The 25,981-nt window shown below is 42.1% G+C and carries 28 protein-coding genes; 14 read left to right on the top strand and 14 right to left on the bottom strand.

The window, feature by feature from the left end; genetic code table 11:
• The first annotated feature begins 75 nt into the window (after positions 1 to 75).
• Positions 76 to 885: a tRNA cyclic N6-threonylcarbamoyladenosine(37) synthase TcdA gene (gene tcdA / locus IUZ65_RS13020; protein ID WP_195704127.1), complete on the top strand. Its 810-nt coding sequence runs from the start codon at positions 76 to 78 to the stop codon at positions 883 to 885.
• 36 nt (positions 886 to 921) lie between these two features.
• Positions 922 to 1,368: a SufE family protein gene (locus tag IUZ65_RS13015; RefSeq protein ID WP_195704126.1), complete on the top strand. Its 447-nt coding sequence runs from the start codon at positions 922 to 924 to the stop codon at positions 1,366 to 1,368.
• Between the two features lie 236 nt (positions 1,369 to 1,604).
• Here the strand turns inward: IUZ65_RS13015 and csdA are convergent, their stop codons facing one another.
• The 8 genes from csdA to IUZ65_RS12975 all read right to left on the bottom strand — a co-directional run bounded on the left by csdA (position 1,605) and on the right by IUZ65_RS12975 (position 9,551).
• On the bottom strand, positions 1,605 to 2,807 hold the full coding sequence (gene csdA, locus IUZ65_RS13010; protein WP_195704125.1) for a cysteine desulfurase CsdA: 1,203 nt from the start codon (positions 2,805 to 2,807) through the stop codon (positions 1,605 to 1,607).
• Positions 2,807 to 3,406, bottom strand: coding sequence for a DJ-1 family glyoxalase III (locus IUZ65_RS13005; RefSeq protein ID WP_195704124.1), 600 nt, complete (start codon positions 3,404 to 3,406; stop codon positions 2,807 to 2,809). The genes csdA and IUZ65_RS13005 overlap by 1 nt, the downstream gene beginning before the upstream one ends.
• Before the next feature lies 1 nt (position 3,407).
• Positions 3,408 to 4,295 (bottom strand): 2-dehydropantoate 2-reductase, encoded by an 888-nt coding sequence (gene panE / locus IUZ65_RS13000; protein WP_195704123.1) that lies wholly within the window; start codon positions 4,293 to 4,295, stop codon positions 3,408 to 3,410.
• Positions 4,296 to 4,399: 104 nt separating this feature from the next.
• Positions 4,400 to 5,197 (bottom strand): outer membrane protein OmpK, encoded by a 798-nt coding sequence (locus IUZ65_RS12995; protein ID WP_195704122.1) that lies wholly within the window; start codon positions 5,195 to 5,197, stop codon positions 4,400 to 4,402.
• Between the two features lie 610 nt (positions 5,198 to 5,807).
• Positions 5,808 to 7,157, bottom strand: coding sequence for an AmpG family muropeptide MFS transporter (locus IUZ65_RS12990; protein WP_195704121.1), 1,350 nt, complete (start codon positions 7,155 to 7,157; stop codon positions 5,808 to 5,810).
• A gap of 79 nt (positions 7,158 to 7,236) precedes the next feature.
• Positions 7,237 to 7,782, bottom strand: a complete 546-nt coding sequence (locus tag IUZ65_RS12985) for a peptidylprolyl isomerase (protein ID WP_195704120.1) — start codon at positions 7,780 to 7,782, stop codon at positions 7,237 to 7,239.
• Positions 7,782 to 8,354: a YajG family lipoprotein gene (locus IUZ65_RS12980; protein ID WP_195704119.1), complete on the bottom strand. Its 573-nt coding sequence runs from the start codon at positions 8,352 to 8,354 to the stop codon at positions 7,782 to 7,784. The genes IUZ65_RS12985 and IUZ65_RS12980 overlap by 1 nt, the downstream gene beginning before the upstream one ends.
• Positions 8,355 to 8,411: 57 nt before the next feature.
• Positions 8,412 to 9,551: a methyltransferase gene (locus IUZ65_RS12975; protein WP_195704118.1), complete on the bottom strand. Its 1,140-nt coding sequence runs from the start codon at positions 9,549 to 9,551 to the stop codon at positions 8,412 to 8,414.
• A gap of 216 nt (positions 9,552 to 9,767) precedes the next feature.
• Between IUZ65_RS12975 and IUZ65_RS12970 the strand changes: the two genes are divergently transcribed.
• The 9 genes from IUZ65_RS12970 (at position 9,768) to nqrM (ending at position 17,919) form a co-directional block, all read left to right on the top strand.
• Entirely contained in the window at positions 9,768 to 10,079 is a 312-nt protein-coding gene (locus tag IUZ65_RS12970) for a BolA family protein (RefSeq protein ID WP_195704117.1), read from the top strand.
• 445 nt (positions 10,080 to 10,524) lie between these two features.
• On the top strand, positions 10,525 to 11,865 hold the full coding sequence (locus IUZ65_RS12965; protein ID WP_195704116.1) for a Na(+)-translocating NADH-quinone reductase subunit A: 1,341 nt from the start codon (positions 10,525 to 10,527) through the stop codon (positions 11,863 to 11,865).
• Between the two features lie 3 nt (positions 11,866 to 11,868).
• Entirely contained in the window at positions 11,869 to 13,110 is a 1,242-nt protein-coding gene (locus IUZ65_RS12960; protein WP_195704115.1) for an NADH:ubiquinone reductase (Na(+)-transporting) subunit B, read from the top strand.
• Positions 13,100 to 13,870: a Na(+)-translocating NADH-quinone reductase subunit C gene (locus IUZ65_RS12955; protein ID WP_195704114.1), complete on the top strand. Its 771-nt coding sequence runs from the start codon at positions 13,100 to 13,102 to the stop codon at positions 13,868 to 13,870. The genes IUZ65_RS12960 and IUZ65_RS12955 overlap by 11 nt, the downstream gene beginning before the upstream one ends.
• Positions 13,871 to 13,890: 20 nt before the next feature.
• Positions 13,891 to 14,505: an NADH:ubiquinone reductase (Na(+)-transporting) subunit D gene (locus IUZ65_RS12950; RefSeq protein ID WP_390238336.1), complete on the top strand. Its 615-nt coding sequence runs from the start codon at positions 13,891 to 13,893 to the stop codon at positions 14,503 to 14,505.
• 7 nt (positions 14,506 to 14,512) lie between these two features.
• Complete coding sequence (gene nqrE / locus IUZ65_RS12945; RefSeq protein WP_195704112.1) at positions 14,513 to 15,109, top strand: NADH:ubiquinone reductase (Na(+)-transporting) subunit E; 597 nt, start codon at positions 14,513 to 14,515, stop codon at positions 15,107 to 15,109.
• 35 nt (positions 15,110 to 15,144) lie between these two features.
• Positions 15,145 to 16,371, top strand: a complete 1,227-nt coding sequence (gene nqrF / locus IUZ65_RS12940) for an NADH:ubiquinone reductase (Na(+)-transporting) subunit F (protein WP_195704111.1) — start codon at positions 15,145 to 15,147, stop codon at positions 16,369 to 16,371.
• A 286-nt stretch (positions 16,372 to 16,657) separates the two neighbouring features.
• Entirely contained in the window at positions 16,658 to 17,662 is a 1,005-nt protein-coding gene (locus IUZ65_RS12935; RefSeq protein WP_195704110.1) for an FAD:protein FMN transferase, read from the top strand.
• 23 nt (positions 17,663 to 17,685) lie between these two features.
• A complete protein-coding gene (gene nqrM / locus IUZ65_RS12930; protein WP_195704109.1) occupies positions 17,686 to 17,919 on the top strand; it encodes a (Na+)-NQR maturation NqrM in 234 nt (77 codons plus the stop codon).
• Positions 17,920 to 17,959: 40 nt separating this feature from the next.
• Here nqrM and IUZ65_RS12925 read toward each other — a convergent pair whose 3' ends face one another.
• The gene (locus IUZ65_RS12925; protein ID WP_195704108.1) at positions 17,960 to 19,183 is read right to left on the bottom strand and encodes a diguanylate cyclase; all 1,224 of its coding nucleotides are present in this window, start codon (positions 19,181 to 19,183) and stop codon (positions 17,960 to 17,962) included.
• A gap of 222 nt (positions 19,184 to 19,405) precedes the next feature.
• Here IUZ65_RS12925 and dinB point away from each other — a divergent pair, with 222 nt between their 5' ends.
• From dinB to IUZ65_RS12910, 3 genes are all read left to right on the top strand, one after another.
• Positions 19,406 to 20,482: a DNA polymerase IV gene (gene dinB, locus IUZ65_RS12920; protein ID WP_195704107.1), complete on the top strand. Its 1,077-nt coding sequence runs from the start codon at positions 19,406 to 19,408 to the stop codon at positions 20,480 to 20,482.
• A complete protein-coding gene (locus tag IUZ65_RS12915; protein ID WP_195704106.1) occupies positions 20,482 to 20,964 on the top strand; it encodes a GreA/GreB family elongation factor in 483 nt (160 codons plus the stop codon). Before dinB ends, IUZ65_RS12915 begins: the two co-directional genes overlap by 1 nt.
• Positions 20,965 to 21,033: 69 nt before the next feature.
• Positions 21,034 to 21,780: a DUF2884 family protein gene (locus tag IUZ65_RS12910; RefSeq protein WP_195704105.1), complete on the top strand. Its 747-nt coding sequence runs from the start codon at positions 21,034 to 21,036 to the stop codon at positions 21,778 to 21,780.
• Between the two features lie 290 nt (positions 21,781 to 22,070).
• Here IUZ65_RS12910 and IUZ65_RS12905 read toward each other — a convergent pair whose 3' ends face one another.
• The 5 genes from IUZ65_RS12905 to thiE all read right to left on the bottom strand — a co-directional run bounded on the left by IUZ65_RS12905 (position 22,071) and on the right by thiE (position 25,929).
• Complete coding sequence (locus tag IUZ65_RS12905) at positions 22,071 to 22,262, bottom strand: DUF4250 domain-containing protein (RefSeq protein WP_195704104.1); 192 nt, start codon at positions 22,260 to 22,262, stop codon at positions 22,071 to 22,073.
• A 2-nt stretch (positions 22,263 to 22,264) separates the two neighbouring features.
• Entirely contained in the window at positions 22,265 to 22,468 is a 204-nt protein-coding gene (locus tag IUZ65_RS12900) for a YaeP family protein (protein WP_195704103.1), read from the bottom strand.
• Between the two features lie 134 nt (positions 22,469 to 22,602).
• Positions 22,603 to 24,318 (bottom strand): proline--tRNA ligase, encoded by a 1,716-nt coding sequence (gene proS, locus IUZ65_RS12895; RefSeq protein WP_195704102.1) that lies wholly within the window; start codon positions 24,316 to 24,318, stop codon positions 22,603 to 22,605.
• A 65-nt stretch (positions 24,319 to 24,383) separates the two neighbouring features.
• Positions 24,384 to 25,082 (bottom strand): tRNA (N6-threonylcarbamoyladenosine(37)-N6)-methyltransferase TrmO, encoded by a 699-nt coding sequence (gene tsaA / locus IUZ65_RS12890; RefSeq protein ID WP_195704101.1) that lies wholly within the window; start codon positions 25,080 to 25,082, stop codon positions 24,384 to 24,386.
• A 124-nt stretch (positions 25,083 to 25,206) separates the two neighbouring features.
• Complete coding sequence (thiE, locus tag IUZ65_RS12885) at positions 25,207 to 25,929, bottom strand: thiamine phosphate synthase (RefSeq protein ID WP_195704100.1); 723 nt, start codon at positions 25,927 to 25,929, stop codon at positions 25,207 to 25,209.
• Positions 25,930 to 25,981 lie beyond the last annotated feature (52 nt).

Here is a 25,981-nt window from a genome sequence, read left to right as displayed (position 1 = left end):
CGATCTAGACATTTCTAATAAGAGTGCGTATAAAACGCACTCTTTCTTTTTCAATCTCGCTCTGGAATACAAATTATGCGCGACCTCAATACGCCTGCTTCTGACCGTTATGACCAACGATTTGGTGGCACTCGCCGTTTATACGGAAACCAAGAAGTGGATATTTTGAGGGCAGCACATGTCTGTGTCGTTGGAATTGGTGGCGTGGGTTCTTGGGCGGTAGAAGCTCTCGCAAGAACAGGGGTCGGTGAATTGACTCTGATCGATATGGACGATGTTTGTGTAACAAACATTAATCGACAGATCCATGCAGTATCTACTACTGTCGGTCAAAGCAAAATAGAAGTTATGGGACAACGTGTTGAGTTGATTAATCCTGACTGTAAAGTGAATCTTATCGATGACTTTATTACCGTTGATAATGTGTCACAGCATATCTCAAAAGACTATGATTATGTTCTTGATGCTATTGATAGTGTAAAACCAAAAACAGCTCTGCTTGCCTATTGTAAGAGTAATAAGATCAAGGTTATTACGACAGGTGGCGCTGGTGGACAAACCGATCCAACTCAAATCCAAGTAGCGGATCTCGCCAGAACGATTCAAGATCCATTGGCTAAAAAGATAAAAGAAAACTTACGTAGATTTTACAATTACAGCAAAAATCCACAGCGAAAGTTTGGTATCGACTGCGTATTTTCAACTGAGCAGCTAAAATACCCTCAAGTTGATGGCACGGTCTGCTCTACTAAATCAACGGCGGAAGGACCAAAACGAATGGACTGCGCGACTGGGTTCGGTGCCGCTACCGTGGTTACGGCAACGTTTGGATTTGTTGCGGTGTCAAAGATTGTAGAAAAATTGTTAGCGAAACACATGAAGTAGCGTTATTTTTAATAAAAAATCTGAGTAGAGAACGGTATGAACTTCCCTTTGTCTCCATTTACAAATGATATAACACCATGTGAAATTATTGCCACCATGCAAGGCTGTAAAGGTTGGGAAGAAAAATATCGTCAGGTTATCCTATGGGGTAAGATATTGCCCAAAATGCCGGATGAGTTGAAATCTGAGAAAATTATGGTTGCGGGATGCGAAAGTCTTGTTTGGCTGCTCGGAGAACAACGAGATGAGAAATGGTTTTTCTGTGCGGATTCTGACGCGCGTATCGTTCGTGGTTTGATTGCCTTAGTGATGGCTGCATTTGATGGCAGCACGACAGAAGATGTTTTGGCATTTGATGTTGAAGGGTACTTCCAAGATCTGGGTCTTATTCAACACTTGAGCCCCTCAAGAGGCAATGGCCTAAAAGCGATCGTGGATAGTATACAAGAACAGGTTAATCAGTCACTAATGCCGAACATTTAAGTAAAACTAGTCATCGTCATTCCCGTGAGAATGTAATGCTGTTCGGTTAGTGCTAAATACTTCGTCATTCCCGTGAAAACGGGAATCTTGGTGATTTTAGATCCCCCATTTTCATGGGGATGGCGTTGGTTTTCATGGGGATGACGTTGGTTTTCGTGGAAATAGATCAATTTTCGTCGGGATGATAGGTTTAAATAACCTTAACCGAACAGAATTACTAATCACTCACTGTTTCTTTAAAGTATATCAACGGCTTTTCTCACCGCTTTAATCAGTTTATCTACATCCTCTAACGTGTTGTAGATACCAAATGAAATACGCACCGTTCCTTTTACATCGAGCGCGTCCATCAATGGATGAGCACAATGATGACCTGCACGAACGGCTATGCCTTGTTGGTCGAGTAACGTTGCGATGTCTTGGTGGTGAACACCTTCCATAATGAAGCTAATGAGCGAGCTTTGTGGTTGAAAACCGATCACGCGAATATCTTCTATTTTACATAACGCGTTGTATGTCTTTTCTTGAAGTTGATGAATATGATGTTCTACCTCGATTCGTGAAAAACCGTTTAACCAACGTATCGCGGCAGCTAGCGCAATAGCGCCTGCAATGTTTGGTGTTCCAGCCTCAAATTTCCCCGGTAATGCAGAGTAAGTCGTACCCGAAAATGAAACCCTATCGACCATCTTTCCGCCACCATGCCAAGGCGGCATCATGGTGAGTAATTCTAGTTTTCCGTATAGTACGCCGATGCCGGTTGGTGCGTAAAGTTTGTGACCTGAGAACAGATAAAAATCGGCGTCTAACTGAGCGACATCCACGTCTTCATGAACTATGCCCTGAGCACCATCAATAACAGCAATAGCGCCTACATCATGGGTCAATGAGATAATTTCTTCGATTGGATTTCGAGTAGCAGTGACGTTACTTATATGTGCAACAGTGACTATTTTTGTTCTTGAAGAAAGCAACTGATTAAAGGCTTCCATGTCGAGTGTGCAATCTTTTTGAATCGGAACCTTTACGACTATTGCCCCGGTCTGTTGTGCTACGATTTGCCATGGAACAATATTGGCGTGATGCTCCATTTCGCTGACCAGGATCTCGTCGCCTGGTCTAAGAGTGGTTCTCGCATAGGTTTGAGCAATGAGGTTTATTGCTTCTGTTGCCCCGCGAGTCCAGATTATCTCTTTCTCCGAGTCGGCCTGAATAAATGTTTGAACCGTTTTTCGTGCCGCTTCAAATTCCGATGTCGCGTTTGCCGTTAAACGGTGACTGCCTCTATGTACATTCGCATTTTGCTTTTGGTAATAGTGTCTAATCGCATCAATGACAATCGTAGGTTTTTGTGTTGTTGCCGCGCTATCTAAGTAAATAAGTGAGTCTTGGCTTGCTAATGCGGGGAATTGTTCACGAACCTGACAAGCATCAAACATTATTGCTTACCCAATATATTGTAATGAAGGTTTGGCAAGGTCACCATAGGTTCAGCGATGGACCAAGCGTGAGCTTTACCTGATAGCTGAATAATGATTTCCATTGCAAATTCCAGCGCAGAACCTGGCCCTTGGCTGGTTATAAGCTTATCTGTAATGTCGATTGTTACGCGTTTATCCCGCCACTTTTCCTTCGGAATATGATCTTGAAATGAAGGATGGCAAGTCATGATCGCCTCTGGGTATATCTGGTGGCTTTGCAAGACAAGTGCGGGGGCAGCACAGATTGCCGCCATCCATCGTCCGTCGTACTTTTGCTGCTTGACCATTTCGACGAGCAAAGTGCTGTCTCTAAATATCTCACTGCCATCTACGCCGCCGGGAAGCGCAATTAAGTCAAATTCCTCATCGGCGACATCGACGAGTTTACAATCGGCCGTTAACGTCACGCCACGAGAAGCTTTCATTGAAAGTGAACCTTCAAAATCTGCGCTAGCAACAGTAACTTGGTATCCAGCACGGTTCATTATGTCAATAATAGTGATGGCTTCCATCTCTTCTGTTCCAGGAGCGATAGGAACTAAAATTTTGTGAGTCATATTAACTCCATGACTGTTCGATGGTTCTAATTCTACTATACAAATCTTGATTGGTGGGGACATTAATCCCATGACGCTGCGCAACCTTACATAGATAACCTGTAATGTAGCCAATCTCTGTTGCTCTTTTGTATTGAATGTCTTGTTGCATCGAGGAGTGATTTTTTGCGGTCGCTGAGATAACTTGATGCACGGTATTGAGCAGGGCTTCTGAGCATACTTCTATATTTTCAGCCTTCATCACCGTGCTTACTTCACCGACCAATTGCACTACATTGGTAGAGAATTTTTCTTGTAATAGATCGCCATTAAGACACTGATGTGTAGCGGTCAATGGATTAATTACGCAGCTAATAGCAAGCTTATGCCATAACGCGGTATTGATTGAATCGCTCCAATGAGCACTAGGTAGGGCGTGGTCAAAAACATCGGATAAGAACTGACACTGGTGTCCTAAATGGTTGTAACCACCAAGGGTTGTACTCCCTAACCCCGTATGATGAACATTATGTTTGTCAGGTTTAAAAGCACCGTGTGTTGTTGTTGCAAGTACGACGGGGTGCTTATCAATTGTTGTTGGTAATTCTTCTATCACCCCCATGCCATTATGCATAAATACAATAATCGTTTCCTGCGTCAAATGGCTAAGTAAGGGAGAGATAGATCCCTTTACCTGCCACGCTTTCACAGTGACAAGAATGACGTCTGCACTTTTGAGTTGTAATACACTGTTGGTGATGAATCGATTTGGATTTTTATCATCCAATGTAATAGAGACATCAGATTTTTCTGGCTTATGAGACCATATTGAAACGCTGTGACCAGCGTTGGCTAGATGACATGCCCAAAGTGAACCTATCGCTCCTGCGCCTAGTATAGTGATATTCAAAGCGTTTTAATCCAAAAGAAGAGTTATCTAAGGATAGCGATTGTATGAAGTTATTCCAAATAAAAAAGGCGCTGAATGCGCCTTTTTATATATAAAATCTGAGATTAGAAGTTATATTGTAAACGATAAATAATTAGATCTTGATAATCTTTACGAGCTAGCTTGTTTACAGTGTAACGATAAAGAACACCAGTAGACCAGTTTTCATGGAAGTTCCATAAAGCGTTTACCGCGCCATTTAGGCCCCAGCTTTCAGAACCAACGCCTGAAGCGAAATCTGTACTTTGTGCGTCTGAATAGTCGTCGTTGCGAGCAAATTCGAATTCGCCCCAAGTAGAAAATGTAAAGTTTTGACCGCCAATATCAGTGTTATAATAGCCAACCCAACCTGCCATACCACCATTGCTGCCAGAGTTTGTTGAACCGCCAAAATTAGCATCAGTAAGGTTTAATTGGTGAACACCGATAAATGATGTCACTCCCCACCCATCACCATTTAAGCCTGTGTACCCTAGACCTAATACACGGTTCTGCTCATGGAAACCAGCATCAGTATCAGTATTGTATACTTGACCGTATAAGCTAATGCCAGAATCAGTCAGGTTATAGTGGATAGTACCTTTTGTTGATGCACCGCGATCGTTGCCTGAACGATCCACACCTTCGTAATCGTAGAAACCGTAGATTTGACCCCAGTCAAACCCAGCTCCACCTTCAATACCGATAACAGCTTGATTGCGGTCACCAATATCATTTCCAAAGTTATCATCGTCGTTACCAATACCTTGGTCCCAAACTTGGTAGTCAGCGTACATGCTACCAAAACCGTATAGGTACTCTGCTTGCGCAGGTACGGCTGCTGTTGCAGCTAATAGACCAAGAGCAATAAGTGATTTGCGCATAGGGGAACTCTCTTTAGTTAATTGTTGTATAAGCCGCATCCGTGGCCGCTCATTTCCGTAGTGGTGCGAATCATAGCGATATATTTCACAATTAAAAGTGAGCCAATGTGGAAACTACAACTTTATTCGTGATCAATGTCTGATAAATGATCTAAATTAGGGAGCTTTTATCTGAATATATTTTGTTGCATTATTTTTGCATAAAAATGAGATTGTTATCACGATATTGGTGGTATCGAAAGTTATTCGATTGCCTTCACTCTATCAACAATAATGGTTAGTTAGTTTTTCTTAGGCATTGCATATGCTGGCCTGATGGGTATTTGGCATTCGTATTTGATGTAAATATTAATATTTTTTATTGTCCTTATATTTATCATTGTTGCAATAAATAAGTTAGATTTTTTGATGTTAAGCGTAATTATTTTGAGATTAATAGCTTTAAGTTGTTAATAAAAGACGATTTTTACTTTATATGAATTTTATTCGTACCTATTGTGAGTACACTCATATTACAGAGCCGTCGATCTTTTAGATTGGTATGAAAAAGCAGATTCCAATAAAAAAGGGCAACTGATAATCAGTTGCCCTCAAATACTAAGTGAATAGTTTACTCTTTACGGTATCTTGCTTTTTCCAGTAATTCATTAAAATAATGTCGTAATGAGTAAAGCATTATCAGGCTAGGGATGACCATAAGAGCCGTAATAATAAAGAAGAGTGACCAATCATTAAGGTAGTCCGCAAGCTCTCCACTGAATGAGGCTAATGTTGTCCTACCTAAGTTACCCAGTGACGCTAAAAGTGCGTATTGAGTTGCTGAGAAGGCTTGTCCAGTCAACATGGTTAAGAAGGAGACAAACGCAACAGTAGAGAAAGCCGTTGTAAAGTTGTCTACAATAATTGTAGCCAAGAAAAGGTGTTCGTTTGGACCTACGCTGGCCATCCAAGCAAACATTAAGTTGCTTGAAGCCATGGCGATACCACCAATCATTAATCCGCGAACAATGCCAAATTTAACATTGAACATACTGCCGACCAGTGTAAAGAATATGGTGACCCACCAGCCGATGAGTTTGGAGTATTGTCCAATCTGCTCATTACTAAAGCCAACCTCTTTGTAAAAGGTTATCGACATTCTTCCCAAGAATGCTTCGCCAATTTTAAAGAGAAAAACAAACAAGAGGAGCGTCAATGCCACTTGCACTCCGTTTCGTTTGAAGAAATCTAGGAATGGTTCTACGACGGTCACACTGATCCACGCTGCGACACGGGATTTGACGATTTTGTTGTGTCGTTCAAGAGCAATATTCTGAAGCTCTTCACGTTTCGTTTTAGGTTCGCCAACGAGCAGAGTGAAGACCATTAGGATGGCAATAACGAAAGCCATGCCGTAATACACGCCATTCCATCCAATGCTATCAGCGTTGATGAAGGCGAGATATCCAGGTAATGAGTATCCCGTCCACCAACCGATGACTGCCATTGCGGAAGCCTGCGGCAGCTTACTCTCTTCAGATTTAGGGAACGTGTCAATACGAAATGCATCGATTGCAATATCTTGAGTAGCGGAAGCCGTAGCGATACCTAGAGCGAGCATAGAGGTTAGCATTAAGTCATCGGCAGGGTTTACACCAGCAATAAAGAGTGTGCAGACTAAAATGATGCACTGGCAGAAAAAGACCCAGCTTTTTCGCTGCCCTAAGAGTGAATGTAATACGGGGAGTTTGACTCTGTCTACAATCGGAGCCCACAAGAAGTTAATAGCGTACACAGCAAATACAGAGCCAAAATAGCCGATAGCGGCGCGAGTCAAGCCAGCATCTTTGAGCCAGCCGGACATGTTGGAACCAATCAACACCCACGGAAAACCACTAGAGCAACCTAGCATCATCACCCATAAGAGCCGTTTATCGAGATAGCTTTTAAGTGTTTCAGTCCAAGTCATTTGATTTGTCATCCAACATTCCTTGTTAATGGATAGAATGGAAAAGGGGACATAAAAAAGAGTCGACAATGGTCGACTCTTTTTAGATGAGTTACTTTTGTATAGTTACTTTCGTAATGACGATAGCTTTAACAGGGACATCATGATAGCTACCGATAGACGCGGTTTGTTGCGTTGCCATTTTTTCGATGGTATCAAAACCTTTCGTTACCTTGCCAAATACGGCATAACCAGCACCTTTCTCTGAAGCATCTAGAAAATCGTTGTCAGCATAGTTGATAAAGAATTGGCGAGTAGCAGAGTCAGGATCCGACGTTCTAGCCATAGCAATCGTTGTTTTCTTGTTTTTTAGGCCGTTATTCGCTTCATTCTTAATTGGAGCATAGGTTTTTATTTGTTTCATATCCGTATCAAAACCCCCGCCTTGCGCCATAAATCCGCGAATAATACGGTGGAATACCGTGCCTTCATAACTGCCATCTTCGACATACTTTAGGAAGTTTTCAGTTGTAATAGGTGCGTTTTTCGAGTCAAGTTCGATGGTAAAGTTACCGACAGACGTTTCCACGTTAACATTTGGAGCCGCCATTACAGAGGCACTAAAAAGACAGAGTAGAGAGATAAACAGATTACGCATTAAAAGCGCTCCTTCATATAGTTATTAAGTTCAGTATCATTTGCTATTTCGGCTAACACCAAGCTCGTGACATCATTTACAATCTGTTCAATTTGAGAATCAGAGGCGCTAAAAGTTCCCGTTTTGCTTGCAGAACCATTAAATATTTTTTCTAACTTTCCAGCCGGTGTTTCTGCAGTTATTTGCAGCGTGATTTTGGCATCCATTTCATTGGACATAATGCTGTGTTGTACATTTACTAACAGTTGCTGAATTTCAAGTGTAACGCTGTTTTCACTGTTAACTGACGTTCGGAAACCTTGAGATTGAAGTTGGTCTTGAAGGGCCGATTCTAATGTGATTCTGATGTTCTGTTTTGCGTGAACAGGTTGGATGTTATTGCGGCCACTATCGATAAGCGCAACATATTGAGCTGAACGCACATCTTTGCTATCTAGCGAAAACATCAGATTATCAACGGTTTTATTTTGGCTTGTTGTCGTTTGCGGAATAAAATTAACTTGAGGCTCCTTCGGGGAAGAGGAACAAGCAGCCAATAATAATATGGATGCTGCAACTAACAGTTTTTTCATGAATAATGTCCTTTTAATGTCTACGCAATAAAAATTGAATTTTACAATCATAAGTAATTACTTAGTCGCTTGTAAAATAACAAATTTATTATTGCCTGCTATTTGTTTGACTTGTGACCGAGTAAACAGTCTCACTAGTTTATCATCGTAGCCTAGGTGGCGGTTACCAATAACTATTAGTTTTCCATTGCTACCTAGAACTTGCTTTGCATCACAGAACATCTGCCAAGCAATGTGATCAGTTATTGCGTTGTTTTGATGGAATGGCGGATTACAGACAACCAAATCGGCGCTTTCTGAGCGAAACCCATCCAGACAATTATTAGCAATAAATTGAAACCGATCCGATTGCTCAATTATGCTCTTTACATTGAGTTTTGCCGATGCCAAAGCCATATAACTTTCATCCACGCAGGTTATTTTGGCCTGTGGATTTAGTTGAGCGGCTTTAACCGACAGCACGCCATTACCGCAACCAAGGTCAATAATATGCTTCAATGTTGGGTCACTTGGTAGATGCTTAAGCATCAATCGAGCACCGAGATCTAGGTTTTCACCAGAATAGGTGTTTGGGTAGTTCTTAAGTGAAAATGTTTCATCGTCAACGGGCCACTCAGTAATTGACTCGACGAGTTGAATTTGTTGGCTGTTTGGCTGACTAAATACCAACCTATGTTTTTTCTTTGCAAGTGATGTTGTCGTTATACCAAGATACTTCTCAAACAACTTAAGCGTTGAGGAATGAATATCTTTGGCTCTATTCACGGCAATAACGGGGCAATTTTTCGTTAACTGAGTCCTAAGTTGGTACAACTGCCAGGTAAGTAAGCGGTTGTTTTTCGGTATTTGTAACAAAACTAAGTCAATGTTTTTTGGAATGTTATTTAGAGCCTCAATGCATTGAATAGGCGGGTTTTTATTGACGTCAATATTTCGTAAAGCACCTTGATGAGCAATATAAGAGTCGCTCATCATCGTGACATTGTGTTTTTCTGAAAACCAGCACGAAAGCGCACCAAAATTATCATTTAAGATGAGGACGTTGAGACCATCGGTTAAATTTAACCCTTCAACATGATTGATTAAGTATTCATCCCCCGCATCCCAAGCTTGTAATGGCTCGTTTGATCGTTTGGGAAAACGGAAAAGAGACAGATCTCTTTGCAATATAGAAAGGTGAGTATTCGCTTCGCTCATAGTGTTGCAGGCTGTCTGACTGAATGAAAAGGATGAAGATTATCGCAGATGGTTGAGTAAGTTGCTATTGTTAGCGTTCGCCATTAAGGTTATTCGTTTTTTTGTGATGTTAATGCCATGATATAACCCCTATTAGGTATTAATGTCTATCCTGGAGACAAGTATCATATTCGCCCTTGCAGGGCGGTTAATCCAATAAAAATTAGAGACCAGATTATGCGTCAAGAAATTATCGAAAAAAAATTGCATAACGCCTTTTCCCCCAAACATCTGCAAGTCGTCAATGAAAGTTATATGCATAATGTTCCCGCTGGGTCCGAAAGTCATTTTAAAGTCATTGTGGTTAGTGATGAGTTTGATGGGCTACGTCTGATAGCAAGGCATCGTAAGATAAACCAACTTCTTGCCGAAGAGTTGCAAGATGGTTTACATGCGTTATCTATTCACACCTATACAGAATCTGAATGGCTGATAGAAAGTGGATTGATTCCAAAAACGCCAGACTGTTTAGGCGGAAATAAAAAATAATTTAATGCTAAGACTAAGACAGTGCACGTTATTAAGATAGACGACCTAAGGTTTAGACAGACAGATTAGAGCTTTAATCAAGTGCAGAGCGCTTACTCATGTCAAATGTTAAGAGAATGGATCAGAATCAAACATTGACTCCATGATCTGTTGCTGAAATTTTTAACAATCGTGCTTAAGTTCAAACTTATTGATATTTGATCGATTTCTGGACCGTAAGGTGAAAAAAAATCACAGTCATTGGTGCCTTAGCCCATGGCGTCATGTCTCGAAAAAATGCTAAACTGTCGAGCCTAATAACCCTCTCTGTAAGTATTGTGAAGGGTTAATTAATAGAATGTTGCAATCTCGACCCATGTGAGCGGTCGGGAAATGACACAAACATGTCGTGTGTAGATGTCACGCAAAACAGAATCTTTTTCCCGATAAAATAGTGCAAGTGCGTATGATTACAATAAAAAAGGGTCTAGACCTTCCGATTTCGGGAGCTCCTGCCCAGGTGATTAATGATGGTAAATCCATCAAAAAAGTCGCCTTGCTAGGCGAAGAGTACGTTGGTATGCGTCCTACGATGTATACTCGCGTTGGAGATGAAGTAAAGAAAGGCCAAGTTCTTTTTGAAGATAAAAAGAATCTAGGTGTTCTATTTACCTCTCCTGCAAGTGGTAAAGTTATCGAAGTAAACCGTGGCGCAAAACGTGTGCTTCAATCTGTTGTGATTGAAGTTGCAGGTGATGAGCAAATTACATTTGATAGCTTTGATTCCAAAGCATTGGCAACCCTTGACCGTGAAATAGTTAAGAAGCAGCTAATTGACTCTGGAATGTGGACTGCATTGCGTACTCGTCCGTTCAGCAAGGTCCCTGCTGTTGATTCAAACACCAAGGCAATTTTCGTTACAGCAATGGATTCCAATCCACTGGCTGCCGATCCTGAAGTGATTATCAAAGAGCAATCCGAAGCATTTGTTGCAGGTCTTGATCTGTTAGCAAATTTATCTGATGGTAAGGTGTTTGTTTGTAAGAAAGGCACTAGCCTTCCTCGCAGTGAGCAGTCTAACGTTGAAGAGCATGTGTTTGATGGGCCTCACCCTGCGGGCTTAGTCGGTACACATATGCATTATCTGTATCCTGTAAATGCAGAAAATGTGGCTTGGAGTATCAATTATCAAGATGTTATCGCTTTCGGTAAGCTGTTCCTAACTGGTGAAATCTACACTGACCGCGTGGTCTCTTTAGGTGGCCCTGTTGTGACTAACCCTCGTCTTGTACGCACGCATATGGGTGCATGTATAGACGATATTGTTGACAACGAGTTAATGCCTGGAGAAGTGCGTGTTATTTCTGGTTCTGTTTTAACTGGTGTTCAAGCCGCTGGCCCTCATGCCTATCTTGGTCGCTATCACACACAGATCTCAGTATTACGTGAAGGCCGTGATAAAGAATTTTTTGGTTGGGCAATGCCTGGCAAAAATAAATTCTCGGTAACCCGATCTTTCTTAAGTCATCTATTCACTGGACAGTTATTTAATATGACAACGTCTCTGAATGGTGGTGAACGTGCAATGGTCCCGATTGGTAATTACGAAAAAGTGATGCCTCTTGATATGGAACCAACTTTGCTACTTCGTGATCTATGTGCTGGAGACACAGACAGTGCACAACGTCTAGGTTGTCTAGAGTTAGATGAAGAAGATTTGGCATTGTGCACCTATGTATGTCCTGGCAAATATGAGTTTGGCGAAATGCTTCGCGATTGCCTAGATACAATAGTGAAGGAAGGGTAATCCATGCTTAAAAAGATAATTGAGGATATCGAACCGTATTTTGAAGCGGGCGGTAAATACGAAAAGTGGTATCCGCTTTACGAAGCGACAGCAACACTTTTCTATACTCCAGGTACGGTAACCCAACGTAGTTCTCACGTTCGTGATAGCGTTGATTTGAAACGTATCATGATCATGGTGTGGTTTGCTGTATTCCCCGCTATGTTCTGGGGAATGTACAACTCTGGTCATCAAGCGATTGTTGCCCTAAACCATATGTACGAAGGTGCTCAACTTGCAGAAGTAATATCTGGAAACTGGCACTACTGGGTGACAGAAGCCATCGCCGGCAGCCTTGGGGCTGATGCGGGGTGGGGTACTAAGATGCTTCTTGGTGCGTCATACTTCTTACCCATTTATGGCATCGTTTTCGCCGTAGGTGGTTTTTGGGAAGTACTTTTCTGTATCGTTCGTAAACATGAAGTAAATGAAGGTTTTTTCGTAACTTCTATTTTGTTTGCTCTGATTGTTCCACCGACGCTTCCACTTTGGCAAGCTGCACTAGGTATTACTTTTGGTGTTGTTGTTGCTAAAGAGATCTTTGGTGGTACGGGTCGTAACTTCCTTAACCCTGCACTGGCTGGTCGTGCTTTCCTATTTTTCGCTTACCCTGCTCAAATTTCGGGTGATGCGGTTTGGACTGCTGCGGATGGCTTTTCTGGTGCAACGGCGCTAAGCCAATGGGCTCATGGTGGTTCTGGTGCACTTATACACAATGTAACTGGCGAACCTATCTCTTGGATGAACGCATTCTTAGGGAATATTCCAGGTTCTATCGGTGAGGTCTCAACGCTAGCATTAATGCTAGGCGCTGCATTAATTGTGTATATGGGTATTGCCTCATGGCGTATCATTGCGGGTGTAATGATCGGCATGATAGCGACTTCATTCCTATTTAACGTAATTGGCTCTGATACAAACGCAATGTTTGCAATGCCTTGGCACTGGCACCTAGTACTTGGTGGCTTTGCATTTGGTATGTTCTTCATGGCGACAGACCCAGTTTCAGCTTCGTTTACCGACAAAGGTAAATGGGCTTACGGCATTCTTATCGGTTTGATGTGTGTGCTTGTTCGAGTAGTCAACCCAGCCTACCCAGAAGGTATGATGCTGGCGATTCTATTTGCTAACTTGTTTGCACCACTTTTCGATTATTTTGTCATCGAGAAAAACGTTAAGCGGAGGCAAGCACGCTATGGCAAGTAAAAACGATAGCATTAAGAAAACGCTGTTTGTTGTCATCGCAATAAGTTTGGTGTGCTCAGTAGTCGTTTCTTCTGCTGCGGTATTCTTACGCGATAAACAACAAGCAAATGCTGTTCTTGATAAACAGAAAAACATCGTAGCGGTGGCTGGACTTGAAAATAAAGAAGGTTCAATTACAGAGCTATTTACTCAGTATATTGAGCCACGCTTAGTTGATTTTGATTCTGGTAACTTTGTCGAAGGTGATGCGTACGCATATGACCAACGTCAAGCGGCTAAGAACTCGAAGCAGTCAGTGAAATTAACGGGTGAGCAAGACGAGGCGAAGATCATTCGTCGAGCCAACACTGGCCTTGTTTATCTTGTTAAAGATGGAAACGACGTATCTAAAGTCATTTTACCCATTCACGGCAACGGCCTTTGGTCAATGATGTATGCATTCATTGCTGTTGAGACAGACGGTAACACAGTTTCTGGTCTCACTTACTATGAGCAAGGTGAAACGCCTGGACTTGGTGGTGAAATTGAAAATCCACGCTGGCGTAGCCAGTTCGTTGGTAAGAAACTGTTTGATGCGAACCACAAGCCAGCCATAAAGATTGTTAAAGGTGGCGCTCCAGCAGGCAGTGAACACGGTGTTGATGGTCTTTCAGGTGCAACATTGACGGCGAATGGCGTACAAAATACGTTTGATTTCTGGTTGGGTGATATGGGCTTTGGTCCTTTCCTAACTAAAGTACGTGATGGAGGTCTGAACTAATGTCTATTGATGTTAAAGAGATGAAATCAAATCTTTTCGCTCCGGTCATAGATAATAATCCGATTGCCCTTCAGGTTTTGGGTGTGTGTTCTGCACTAGCAGTAACCACCAAACTTGAAACAGCATTTGTTATGACAATAGCGGTAATTTTTGTTACGGCATTCTCGAACTTTTTCGTTTCTCTTATCCGTCACCACATTCCAAACAGTGTACGAATCATTGTGCAGATGGCGATTATCGCATCATTGGTAATCGTGGTAGACCAATTCTTGAAAGCATATTTATACGATATATCTAAACAGCTTTCGGTATTTGTTGGTCTGATCATTACGAACTGTATTGTAATGGGACGCGCTGAAGCTTATGCGATGAAATCAGAACCGATTCCTTCTTTTTTAGATGGTATTGGTAACGGTTTGGGTTATGGTTTTGTACTTATCACTGTCGGTTTCTTCCGTGAACTATTTGGTTCAGGAAAACTGTTCGGAATGGAGGTTCTTCCTCTGGTTTCTGAAGGTGGTTGGTATCAGCCAAACGGCATGATGCTACTAGCACCATCGGCATTCTTCTTGATTGGCTTTATGATTTGGATTATCCGAATTATTAAACCAGAACAAATAGAAGCGAAGGAGTAAGGTCGTAATGGAACATTATATTAGTTTGCTTGTTCGTTCGATCTTTATCGAGAACTTAGCACTTTCGTTCTTCTTAGGTATGTGTACCTTCTTGGCGGTATCTAAGAAAGTTAAAACATCTTTTGGTTTAGGTGTAGCAGTTATCGTTGTTCTTACCATTGCGGTACCGGCGAACAACTTGTTGTACAACCTCGTTCTAAAAGATAGCGCGCTGGTTTCGGGTGTGGATTTAAGTTTCCTTAACTTCATTACCTTTATCGGTGTTATTGCTGCGTTAGTACAGATTTTAGAGATGGTGTTAGACCGTTTCTTCCCTCCGTTGTACAACGCTCTGGGTATCTTCCTTCCACTTATCACAGTGAACTGTGCAATATTTGGTGGTGTGTCATTCATGGTTCAACGTGATTACAACTTTGCAGAATCGGTCGTGTACGGCTTCGGTGCTGGTGTTGGTTGGATGTTGGCTATTGTGGCATTAGCGGGTATTCGTGAGAAAATGAAATATTCAGACGTGCCTCCAGGTCTTCGTGGACTGGGTATCACTTTTATCACTACTGGATTGATGGCGTTAGGCTTTATGTCTTTCTCTGGTGTTCAACTGTAAGTCGGGTAAACGACACAATAAATAAGGAATAGTAAATGCAAAGCATTATTCTTGGTGTAGTGATGTTTACCGTGATCGTACTGGCACTCGTTTTAATCATTTTAATGGCTAAATCGAAGCTCGTACCATCAGGTGACGTTACAATTACTGTCAATGGCGATCCTGAAAAAAGTTTCATTACTTCTCCAGGTGATAAGCTTCTCAGCGCTATGGCGGGTAGTGGTATATTTGTATCTTCCGCTTGTGGCGGTGGTGGTTCATGCGGCCAGTGTCGTGTGAAGGTGAAATCTGGTGGTGGCGATATTCTGCCTACAGAACTTGACCACATCACTAAAGGCGAAGCGCGTGAAGGTGAGCGTTTAGCTTGTCAGGTTGCGATTAAAGCTGACATGGATATCGAACTACCTGAAGAGATCTTTGGCGTTAAGAAGTGGGAATGTGAAGTTCTTTCTAATGACAACGAAGCGACCTTTATTAAAGAACTTGTACTTAGGATCCCTGAGGGTGAAGAAGTACCGTTCCGTGCTGGTGGGTACATTCAGATTGAAGCTGAAGCTCACCACATAAAATACTCGGATTTCGATGTTCCTGATGAATATCGTGGAGACTGGGACAAGTTCAATTTGTTCCGCTATGAGTCTATCGTAAAAGAGCATTCGATCCGTGCATACTCTATGGCTTCATACCCAGAAGAGGAAGGCTTGATTAAGCTTAACGTACGTATTGCTACTCCGCCGCCGAATAATCCAAATGTACCACCGGGCATTATGTCTTCGTATATTTGGTCTTTGAAAGCAGGTGATACCTGTACTATTTCAGGTCCATTTGGTGAGTTCTTCGCTAAAGAAACGGACAATGAAATGGTCTTTATCGGTGGTGGTGCTGGTATGGCTCCAATGCGTTCTCATATCTTTGATCAGCTGTTACGCCTGCAATCTAAGCGTAAGATGACTTACTGGTATGGTGCGCGTTCTAAGCGCGAAATGTTCTATATTGAAGATTTCGATAAGCTAGCCGCTGACAATGAGAACTTTGAGTGGCACGTAGCCCTTTCTGATCCATTGGAAGAAGATAATTGGGATGGATACACTGGCTTTATTCACAACGTGATTTATGAAAACTACTTGAAAGATCATGACGCACCAGAAGATTGTGAATATTATATGTGTGGTCCACCAATGATGAACGCAGCCGTTATCGGAATGCTGAAAGACCTCGGCGTAGAAGATGAAAATATCTTACTCGATGACTTCGGTGGTTAAGTTTTAATAACTTAGCGAGAAATTGATGGCTGACTCTGATGAGTCGGCCATTTGTTTTTCTGTGGTGATAGATACAAAATGCAGAGTAAATAGGAAAAATACGATTCCACAATCTGCATGCGGCCTCTATTTTTATTTAGAAATATGCCAATTTCTATTTTCGTATTTGCGCTATCAAAATCGATTCTATTTCATCTGAACAGTACTACAGTGAAGTAGGTATTTAAAATAAACAGTAGAATAGGAAAGCGTAATGACGCTTAGTTTTTCAAAAAAGGTTAGTCAGATGAAAGTTTTTCTATTGTTCATCTGTTCTATATCTCTATTAGTTGGTTGTAGTGAGACTCGAGAGCAAATTCATCTTACTGGTCCAACAATGGGCACGACTTACAATATCAAGTTTATCCATGGTGATGGTATTCCATCGCCAGAAAAATTACAGTCTGAAGTAGATAGGCTGCTCGAGCAGGTAAACGACCAGATGTCGACCTATCGTAAAACTTCGGAGTTGAGCCAATTTAATCAGTATAAAGGGTCCGACCCTTTTGTTGTTTCACCGGATACAGCACAAGTAACAAAAGAGGCAATCAGGCTGAATCGCCTTACCTTAGGTGCATTAGATGTTACGGTTGGTCCTCTCGTTAACCTTTGGGGTTTTGGCCCAGAAGCGAGGCCCGAAGTGGTGCCGACAAATGAAGAGTTGGCCGCGCGTAGGGCAAATGTGGGTATTGATCATTTAACATTAGAAGGGAACAGCCTTTCGAAAGATATCCCAGACCTTTATGTCGATTTATCAACGATCGCGAAAGGCTGGGGGGTCGATGTTGTTGCCAACTATATCGAGCAACAGGGTGTTCAAAACTACATGGTGGAAATCGGTGGTGAGATGCGCCTTAAAGGTAAAAATCGTGAGAATGTGGCTTGGAGAATTGCGATAGAAAAACCGGATGTCGATGAAAGATCCGTGCAAGAGATTATCTCTCCTGGAGACATGGCGGTTGCAACATCGGGTGACTATCGGAATTATTTTGAGCGTGATGGTATACGTTACTCTCATATTATCAACCCAGAAACGGGTAAACCAATTGACCACAAAGTCGTTTCTGTCACCGCTCTACATGCTTCAAGCATGACGGCTGATGGCCTAGCAACTGGGCTGATGGTGTTGGGTGAAGAAGTAGGAATTGACGTCGCGAATAAGAATGGTCTCGCGGTATTTATGGTAGTAAAGACAGAAGATGGCTATAAAGAAGTTTACTCTGATGCTTTTGCTCAATATTTGAAGAAATAAAGAAAGAACAATAAGGTGATTCTGTGGGAACTTTTCTAGTAACGTTTGGTGTTTTCTTAGCCGTTATAGCTTCTATGGCCGTCGGTTACATATTCCAAAAGAAAGCGGTAGCAGGAAGCTGTGGTGGTTTAGATTCTGTAGGAATAGACAAAGTGTGTAACTGCCCGGAGCCTTGCGATGCACGTAAGCGTCGTGAAGCCAAAGAGGCTGCGCGTGCAGCTAAAATGGCGGAATGGGAACAAAACAGACTGCTTTAATGGTTGAATACCTCAAGAATCACCGCTTGAGGTATTGTTTCTAATCAACATCCTCAGAGATAACACGGTTTCTGCCGGTTTCTTTTGCGGTGTATAATCTTTCATCTGCGATACGAATCATGGTATCAATGTCTCTTTTCGCCCTTGTCACTCCAATGCTCATGGTGAGCTTAATTTCCTCTCCATTGTAAGGTATCGCTGTTTTTTCTATACGTTGTCGCATGCTGTCTAGGCGTTGAACGAAAGCATCGTAATCGCCGTAACTAATGATACAAAACTCTTCGCCGCCAAATCGTGCGACTAGATCCTCTTTAAAATAAATTGCGATAATGTGACTGATAGTAACCAGTGCTTGATCTCCCCCTTCATGCCCGTAGTTGTCGTTAACCCTTTTGAAAAAATCAATATCTAGCATCGCGACATTTCGCTGCGCTTTATTGTTATCAGCATTTGAGAATAGGTAGCGTCTGTTCCAAAGACCCGTCAACGCATCTTGATTCGCCATTTTGAACATATCGTCACTAATATCTTTCATGTTTAATAGGTTTTGTATTCGACAATAAAACTCTTCCTGATTAAACGGCTTTTTTAGATAATCATTGGCACCCGCTTTCAAAAATTGTGCCGTGACAGTTTTTGACTCGGCAGTGGAAATACCAAGTATTGCGAGTTGGCTGCGATCATAAGTCAGTCGAATCTCTCTTGTCATAGAAATACCATCTTTTTCCGGCATGGTATTGTCAGTGATGATCAATGTTATCTCTGGATCAGCCTTGAGTATTTCGAGTGCTTCTAAGCCGTCCTCTGCCTGTACAGAACGGATATAATGATGGTCAAGTAACTGAACTAGATGCCTTCGCACAGTTAATGAATCGTCAACAACCAATGCTTTGTGGCATTTATTCCTGTTTAGTCGAGTCAATAAAGGGAGTAGGTAGGATATAGACGCGAAACTATCCTTCAATATATAGTCGATAACCCCTTTTGCGAGCATGGCGTCACGCAATTGCTCATCGAATTTCCCTGTGACAACAATGACCTTCATATCATAGGAGAGCGCGAGATCGATTACCTCACCATCTGGACCATCGGGTAAACAGAAATCTAGTACAGCACACAAAAAATCAGTGTCATTTTCTAATATAGCTTTCGCTTCTTCTAGCGATTCGGTTGACACCACTTCCATGTTGATTTGGCTTATCTGATTATTTAGATAGTTTCTAAAACTTCGACTATCTTCAACCACGAGAATTCGGTTATTCAATGAGTGTTCCAACCTTTGGATTTTAATCGGCTTAACGGCTTAGCCTAAATATAGAATAAATAGTCCGTGCTAAGTACATATTTTGGCAAAATATGTCGATGGGTTGGATAAATCACAACTCGAGGGATCAACAACCCTCAATATTAATATGCATTATCTCGAGTTTCAGCGAGTTTATAAGTTATACTGTTTTTTTATACAGCCAATTATATCCTGACGACGATGCTAGAAACGCCCGATAAACTAAGAAAGATCATTCATGTTGATATGGACTGCTTTTATGCAGCTGTAGAGATGAGAGATTTTCCCGAATATAAAGATGTTGCATTAGCGGTTGGTGGAAATGAAAAGCAACGTGGTGTTATTAGTACGTGTAATTACGAGGCAAGGAAGTTTGGCGTGCGTTCGGCTATGCCCACCGGGCAGGCTTTAAAACTGTGCCCTCATCTGCAATTGGTGCCTGGTAGAATGAAGGTCTATAGCGACGTATCTAAGCAGATAAGACGTATTCTTGAAAGATACACATTAAAAATCGAACCTCTTTCGTTGGATGAAGCCTATTTGGATGTGACCGATTGTAAGATGCTTCATGGCTCAGCGACATTAATCGCAGAGGCGATACGTAAAGACATCCGGGATGAGTTAAAGCTCACCGCATCCGCAGGCATTGCACCTATCAAGTTTTTAGCCAAAGTAGCATCCGATATGAATAAACCTAACGGTCAATTTGTTATAACTCCAGAGGAGGTACAAAATGTGGTCGATAAGCTGCCACTAGAGAAGATTCCCGGTGTCGGAAAGGTGAGTTTAGAAAAACTACAACAAGCCGGCTTTTATATATGTGAAGATATAAAAAATAGTGATTACCGAGATTTGTTGCTTAAATTTGGTCGATTAGGGGCTTCACTATGGAAAAAAAGCCACGGTATCGATACGCGACAAGTTGAAACGGAACGGGAAAGAAAATCGGTAGGAGTGGAACGAACCTTCTCTAAGAATATCTCAAGTTACGATCAGTGTTGGCAACTCATTGAAGAAAAACTCTATCCTGAGTTAGAGGCACGTTTACTTAAAGCCACACCAAATGGCGAAATATTAAAACAAGGGATAAAAATGAAATTTGCTGACTTTCAGCAAACCACCATAGAGCACGTCCATAATCAGCTCGAATTGGCATATTTTAAAGAACTACTGCATGATATTCTGCAACGCCAAAATGGTAGAGAGATTCGGCTTCTTGGATTGAATGTGATGCTAAAGCCAGAAGAGCAAACGAAACAACTGAGTTTGGAACTATAGTGGATAAAAACTTACTAATTAATACCATTGTTGAACAGTTAGAAAAAATACACCAAATCGCTTTGAGTGCGACTCAGACGGCGATAGACGCCGCAACGGATGAAGAGACAGTACCTGAGAATAAATACGACACATTGGCTTTGGAGGCCGCTTATCTTGCGCATGGGCAGGCTCGCAGAGTGCAAGAGTGTGAATCGGATATTCAGCAGTATAAACGTTTGCCCGTCAGAGTGTTTAATCAGGATGAAAAGGTGAATATCGGTGCATTGATTGAACTAGTGAATGCAGAGGATAATCATTCTCTTTTTTTCATGGGACCGTGTGCTGGTGGTGTGACGGTTCATTGTCAGAGTAAAAACGTGGCGCTCATTACCGCTAGAGCCCCTTTAGGCAACGCCATGTTAGGCAAACAGATAGGTGATGAGATTAACTTGGATATAGCAGGAAAACAGGTTTGGTATGAGATTATTCATATAATCTAACCCAATATTGACGAACTAAGATGATGACTTGCTATGATTTAGTTGATATGACGAGAATTCGAGGATGTGATGAATAAATTTACAATAGGGTTGATGCTCTGCTTTAGTGTCAGTGCCCATGCGGCGAATCAGTGTAGCGTTGATATCAAAAATGAGGTTCATCTTGATGGCCAACAAGTAGAGGTAATCCAGAAAGATACCTCTAGAGTACTCATTGATGAGAACAATAACGTCTTCATTAATGGCGAAAAACTCGATTTGAGTCAGGCGCAACAAGACGCTGTCGAAAGCTATCGTGAACATATGAATAAATACGTTCCGAAGATGTTAGATATCGCTCGAGACGGTTTGGTGTTAGCGCAAAGTGCCTTAGATGAGATAGCCATTAGCTTTAATAATTCAGAAGCATTCAATAATGTTAAAGAAGCACTGGAAGAATTTTTTAACGGGGTGGAGCAGCGCTACAAGAATGAAGAGCAATTTGTGCTTCAAGAGGCGGCTTTTAGCGATGCTGTCTCGACGTGGAAAGAAGATCTCGCCGCGGCAAGAGAAACCTTTAACGCCGAATTTTTTTCCAGTGCATTTACCGCAATTTCAGATCAAATGAAGGCAGAAGGTGGGCTAAACCTGACTGAATTGAAGGACAAATTGATTGAACTACAAGCGAGCTTAAATACTAAGTTAAAAGCGGATTCAAAAGGATTAGAAAAAGACGCGAAACAGTACTGCGGTGACTTGGAAAAAGTAGCGGAAGAAGAGAAAATGCTGCATGAGAAAATCCCAGAACTTAAAGATTATCAGGTATTTTTGATTTAATGTGCGTGAAGTAATGTAGCCTAGAATGAACGGTCTAGAACCCGCCATCACCTTAATAAAAGTGAGGGTCTAATCTCACCGTCATTCCCGTTTTCACGAAAACCGACGTCATCCCCATGAAAATGGGGATCTAAAATCACCAAGATTCCCGTTTTCACGGGAATGACGAAGTATTTAGCGCTAACCGAATAACATTACGTTGATACGAGAATAGCAATGGACTTATGGGTGCCGAGAGAACAAGCCTCTTATCTAGAGGCAACTGGAACCACCTGCTTTGCAGGTGGTTATTATCTAAATTGTTTCGCTTCGGTCAAAAACTCGAAGCCTGCTGTGGCAAGTTTCGCTACCAGAGCACGACGGTCAATCTCAAAGAACTTTACTAACTCGCCTAAGTCACCGTTAAAGTCGTCCCTAAGTTTTAGGTTAACGATGCTCATCAGCATAATGGTATCCATGCTTTCGAATTTGGATAGATCCATCTCTAGTCCTCAAAATCAGAAATAAGCAAGTTAGCGGCAGCAAATGCGGCTCTATCTCTTACATCTTTAATCAGTGTTTCATCGGCTGCGATATCATTTAGGGTTTTAACTGCACAAGTAATTGCTTGTGGTATATAGCCTTGGTCGCCACTTCCAATTTGAGCATAAAGTTCGCGAACGAGATTACAGCAATCATATATTTTCATTTCATTATCCAGATTTTCATATCAATATGTTGATACTAATTACATCTACTCTGTTTTACAAAAAAGTAGAGAAATAGAGAGATAAAAAAGGGCTGCAAAAATGCAACCCTTGTTCCTAACGGTTTGAGCGTAACTTAACTCAGTTGAGCTTTAATATGCTCAACAACCGAATCCATAGCAATAGCGACTTTTTCACCGTTGCGACGATTTTTATATTCGAAGTTACCTTCGTCCATACTACGATCGCCAATAACGATAGTGTGCGGAATACCAATCAGTTCCATATCTTTAAACATGACACCTGGGCGCTCTTTACGGTCATCGAACAATACTTCGATACCTTGAGAGGTAAGATCCGCATAGAGTTTCTCAGCCGCTTCTTTAACACGACCAGACTTGTGCATATTCATCGGAACAATAACGACGTGGAAAGGGGCAATAGCCTCTGGCCAGATGATGCCGAATTTATCGTGGTTTTGCTCAATGGCCGCCGCGACGACACGGGTACAGCCGATGCCATAACAACCCATTTCCATTATCTGGTTTCTTCCATCTGGACCAAGAACACCAGCGTTCATCGATTTTGAGTAGTTGTTACCAAGTTGGAAGATATGGCCAACTTCGATACCGCGTTTGAACTGTAGAGAACCTTTACCACAAGGGCTAGGATCACCCATTACAACGTTGCGTAGGTCTTCAACCTTTCCTAGTTCAACGTCACGACCCCAGTTAATACCAAAATAGTGTTTGTCATCAACATTTGCACCAGCACCAAAATCGCTCATTACCGAAACTGCACGGTCAACAATGACGGGCAGTGTAAGACCTACCGGGCCAAGTGAACCGGGGCCTGCACCAATCAATGTACGTATCTCCGCTTCTTCAGCGAACTCGAGAGGCGAAGCAACTTCAATTAAGTTTTCTGCTTTGACTTCGTTTAGGTCATGATCGCCACGTATAAGCAGAGCAACCAAGTCGGCATCGATTTCTTCAGATGCTTTGACAAACAAAGTTTTCACTGTTTTTTCAATCGGAAGATCAAACTGTTCGACGAGCTCGGCAATTGTTTTTGCGTTTGGTGTATCAACTAACTCAAGCTCTTTCGTTGCTTCTGCTAGAGTTTCTGTCGGTGCTAACGCCTCAGCTTTCTCGATGTTTGCTGCGTAATCGGAACCGTCAGAGAAGGCAATCAGATCTTCACCGCTTTCTGCAAGCACATGGAATTCGTGAGAACCACTGCCACCAATAGAGCCGGTATCGGCTAAAACTGGGCGGAAATCTAAACCCATACGGTTGAATACATTGCAGTATGCTTGATACATTTCCTGGTACGTTTCTTCTAGACTCTCTTTGTCTAGGTGGAACGAGTATGCATCTTTCATAATGAACTCACGCGAGCGCATTACACCAAAGCGAGGGCGAACTTCATCACGAAATTTTGTTTGAATCTGAAAAAGGTTCAAAGGAAGTTGTTTGTATGACTTCACTTCATTTCGAACCATGTCCGTGATCACTTCTTCGTGCGTTGGGCCCAGCACAAACGATCGGTCATGTCGGTCTGCAATTCTTAGCAGCTCAGGTCCAAACTTGTCCCAACGGCCTGTTTCTTGCCATAGCTCAGAAGGTTGAACCACGGGCATTATCATTTCTACAGAACCGGCATTATTCATTTCTTCTCGAACAATATTTTCGACTTTACGCAGTACACGTAAACCGGTAGGTAGCCAAGTATAAAGACCTGAAGCAAGTCTGCGGATCATACCTGCACGTAGCATTAGTTGGTGGCTAATGATCTCTGCGTCGTTTGGCGTCTCTTTCAGGGTTGAAAGAAGATATTTACTGGTACGCATTTATGGTATCCGTTCATCATGGTTAATAAAAATTAGCTGAATATGATATCAGCCATTTGCTTTAGTCAAAAGCGTTCAATGGCAGTGACGATAACTAATTCGTCGTTTACCTTAAATTTAACGTTTAGATCGAACAGGTTTGCTGCATATTCTTTACTGTCAATCTGGTTCTTTTTATAGGCGGGTCGAGGGTCTTGCCTTAACACCTCATTAATTACCGCTCTAACCTGTTCTTTATTTGCATGAAAGCCAATCTGTTGATCGGCGAGCGCAGAAAATACAACCTTGAGTAACTTTGGTTCCGTTTGAGCGAATCCACCATTGGCGTCAAATATCGAATCTGAATACGGTATATAGGGCTTGATATCAATAATTGGGGTTCCATCAACTAGATCGACGCTACCTAGCTCAATCCAGATTTGCCCTTCCTCCTGTTTGACTCCCTTTAATTCGACAGCAGACATACCTATGCCGTTAGGTCGAAAAGGAGAGCGAGAGGAGAATACTCCGACACGTTCGTTACCCCCTAAACGAGGTGGTCTCACCGTTGGTGTCCAACCGGCGTGAAGGTTCTGGTCAAACATAAATAGCAGCCATAGGTGACTAAACTGTTCGATTCCTCGAACGGCTTCAGGTGAATTAGATTGGCCGCTTAATTGAATTCTTGCGGTAGCGCTAGGTGCCAATCTAGGCTGTCTAGGGACGGCAAACTTTTCTTTATAGGGCGTATGAATGATACCAATTGGCTCTAAAGTGTAATCCATCTGTCTACTAGGTTAGTGGTTAGTACAGATAAAATAGCATAAAAATCGGCCAGAATTTATTTTTAGAGAACCGAGTTCACGAGTCATCGATCAACGATGATGACATTCACGTCAGCAGCTTTGATTATTGCTTCATTAATTCCAACAGGTGTTGGCTGGCTAATTGTGGGTCATCTGCGTGACAAATAGCGGAAACTATCGCAATGCCATCCACGCCGGTTCTTGATACTCGATGGATATTTGATTGATTAATCCCACCAATAGCGACAACCGGTAACGGGCTCATTTTTACAGTGTGTTCTAGCCCTTCTAGCCCCCACTGCTTTACGATGTTGGTTTTAGTTGGTGTCGAAAAAATGGCACTGAGACCAATATAGTCAATAGGCAGATGTGTAGATGCCTCGAGCTGTTCTTCATTTTCTACCGATAAGCCAATAATCATGTTATCACCCACCAATCGACGAGCGATGACCACGGACATATCGCTTTGACCCAAATGGATTCCGTCAGCCTCAACCGCTAGCGCGACATCAACCCTATCATTGATAATCAAAGGGACATCAGTACCTTTTAGGATCGTTTTTACTGCCATGGCTCTTTCAATAAATGCTTGGACATCGCCATGTTTTTCACGTATTTGAACCGCTGTTACCCCTCCTTGGACCGCTTTTTGTACTACTTTTTTTAAGGTGTTAATATCTTGCTGATCATCCGTAACCAAATAAAGTCGATATAGAGTGGATTTATTATTCGCTGTTTGGTTCACCTGTCGTTTCCCTTTTATACCAAGCCAATTAAGATCGTGAACAATATGGAGATCGTTCCGCAGATGCTCGAGTATCTCCATATTCCTGACCCATTAATGCTCTAGATTTACGGCCTTCGCGAGCCTGATTTCG

Source organism: Vibrio sp. VB16, from assembly GCF_015594925.2.
Taxonomy (GTDB): domain Bacteria; phylum Pseudomonadota; class Gammaproteobacteria; order Enterobacterales; family Vibrionaceae; genus Vibrio.
This window is presented reverse-complemented; position numbering and strand designations above follow the sequence as displayed.

Bases quoted from the DNA above. Each gene is read 5' to 3' on its own strand.
- csdA (WP_195704125.1), bottom strand. From the start codon at position 2,807: ATGTTTGATGCTTGTCAGGTTCGTGAACAATTCCCCGCATTAGCAAGC.
- IUZ65_RS13015 (WP_195704126.1), top strand. From the start codon at position 922: ATGAACTTCCCTTTGTCTCCATTTACAAATGATATAACACCATGTGAA.
- IUZ65_RS12965 (WP_195704116.1), top strand. From the start codon at position 10,525: ATGATTACAATAAAAAAGGGTCTAGACCTTCCGATTTCGGGAGCTCCT.
- IUZ65_RS12975 (WP_195704118.1), bottom strand. From the start codon at position 9,551: ATGAGCGAAGCGAATACTCACCTTTCTATATTGCAAAGAGATCTGTCT.
- IUZ65_RS13005 (WP_195704124.1), bottom strand. From the start codon at position 3,406: ATGACTCACAAAATTTTAGTTCCTATCGCTCCTGGAACAGAAGAGATG.
- IUZ65_RS12905 (WP_195704104.1), bottom strand. From the start codon at position 22,262: ATGGATCTATCCAAATTCGAAAGCATGGATACCATTATGCTGATGAGC.
- IUZ65_RS12995 (WP_195704122.1), bottom strand. From the start codon at position 5,197: ATGCGCAAATCACTTATTGCTCTTGGTCTATTAGCTGCAACAGCAGCC.
- IUZ65_RS12980 (WP_195704119.1), bottom strand. From the start codon at position 8,354: ATGAAAAAACTGTTAGTTGCAGCATCCATATTATTATTGGCTGCTTGT.
- IUZ65_RS12955 (WP_195704114.1), top strand. From the start codon at position 13,100: ATGGCAAGTAAAAACGATAGCATTAAGAAAACGCTGTTTGTTGTCATC.
- IUZ65_RS12935 (WP_195704110.1), top strand. From the start codon at position 16,658: ATGAAAGTTTTTCTATTGTTCATCTGTTCTATATCTCTATTAGTTGGT.
- dinB (WP_195704107.1), top strand. From the start codon at position 19,406: ATGCTAGAAACGCCCGATAAACTAAGAAAGATCATTCATGTTGATATG.
- IUZ65_RS12970 (WP_195704117.1), top strand. From the start codon at position 9,768: ATGCGTCAAGAAATTATCGAAAAAAAATTGCATAACGCCTTTTCCCCC.
- IUZ65_RS12960 (WP_195704115.1), top strand. From the start codon at position 11,869: ATGCTTAAAAAGATAATTGAGGATATCGAACCGTATTTTGAAGCGGGC.
- nqrF (WP_195704111.1), top strand. From the start codon at position 15,145: ATGCAAAGCATTATTCTTGGTGTAGTGATGTTTACCGTGATCGTACTG.
- IUZ65_RS12900 (WP_195704103.1), bottom strand. From the start codon at position 22,468: ATGAAAATATATGATTGCTGTAATCTCGTTCGCGAACTTTATGCTCAA.
- nqrE (WP_195704112.1), top strand. From the start codon at position 14,513: ATGGAACATTATATTAGTTTGCTTGTTCGTTCGATCTTTATCGAGAAC.
- tsaA (WP_195704101.1), bottom strand. From the start codon at position 25,082: ATGGATTACACTTTAGAGCCAATTGGTATCATTCATACGCCCTATAAA.
- IUZ65_RS12910 (WP_195704105.1), top strand. From the start codon at position 21,034: ATGAATAAATTTACAATAGGGTTGATGCTCTGCTTTAGTGTCAGTGCC.
- thiE (WP_195704100.1), bottom strand. From the start codon at position 25,929: ATGGAGATACTCGAGCATCTGCGGAACGATCTCCATATTGTTCACGAT.
- proS (WP_195704102.1), bottom strand. From the start codon at position 24,318: ATGCGTACCAGTAAATATCTTCTTTCAACCCTGAAAGAGACGCCAAAC.
- IUZ65_RS12990 (WP_195704121.1), bottom strand. From the start codon at position 7,157: ATGACAAATCAAATGACTTGGACTGAAACACTTAAAAGCTATCTCGAT.
- IUZ65_RS12985 (WP_195704120.1), bottom strand. From the start codon at position 7,782: ATGCGTAATCTGTTTATCTCTCTACTCTGTCTTTTTAGTGCCTCTGTA.
- IUZ65_RS12950 (WP_390238336.1), top strand. From the start codon at position 13,891: ATGAAATCAAATCTTTTCGCTCCGGTCATAGATAATAATCCGATTGCC.
- tcdA (WP_195704127.1), top strand. From the start codon at position 76: ATGCGCGACCTCAATACGCCTGCTTCTGACCGTTATGACCAACGATTT.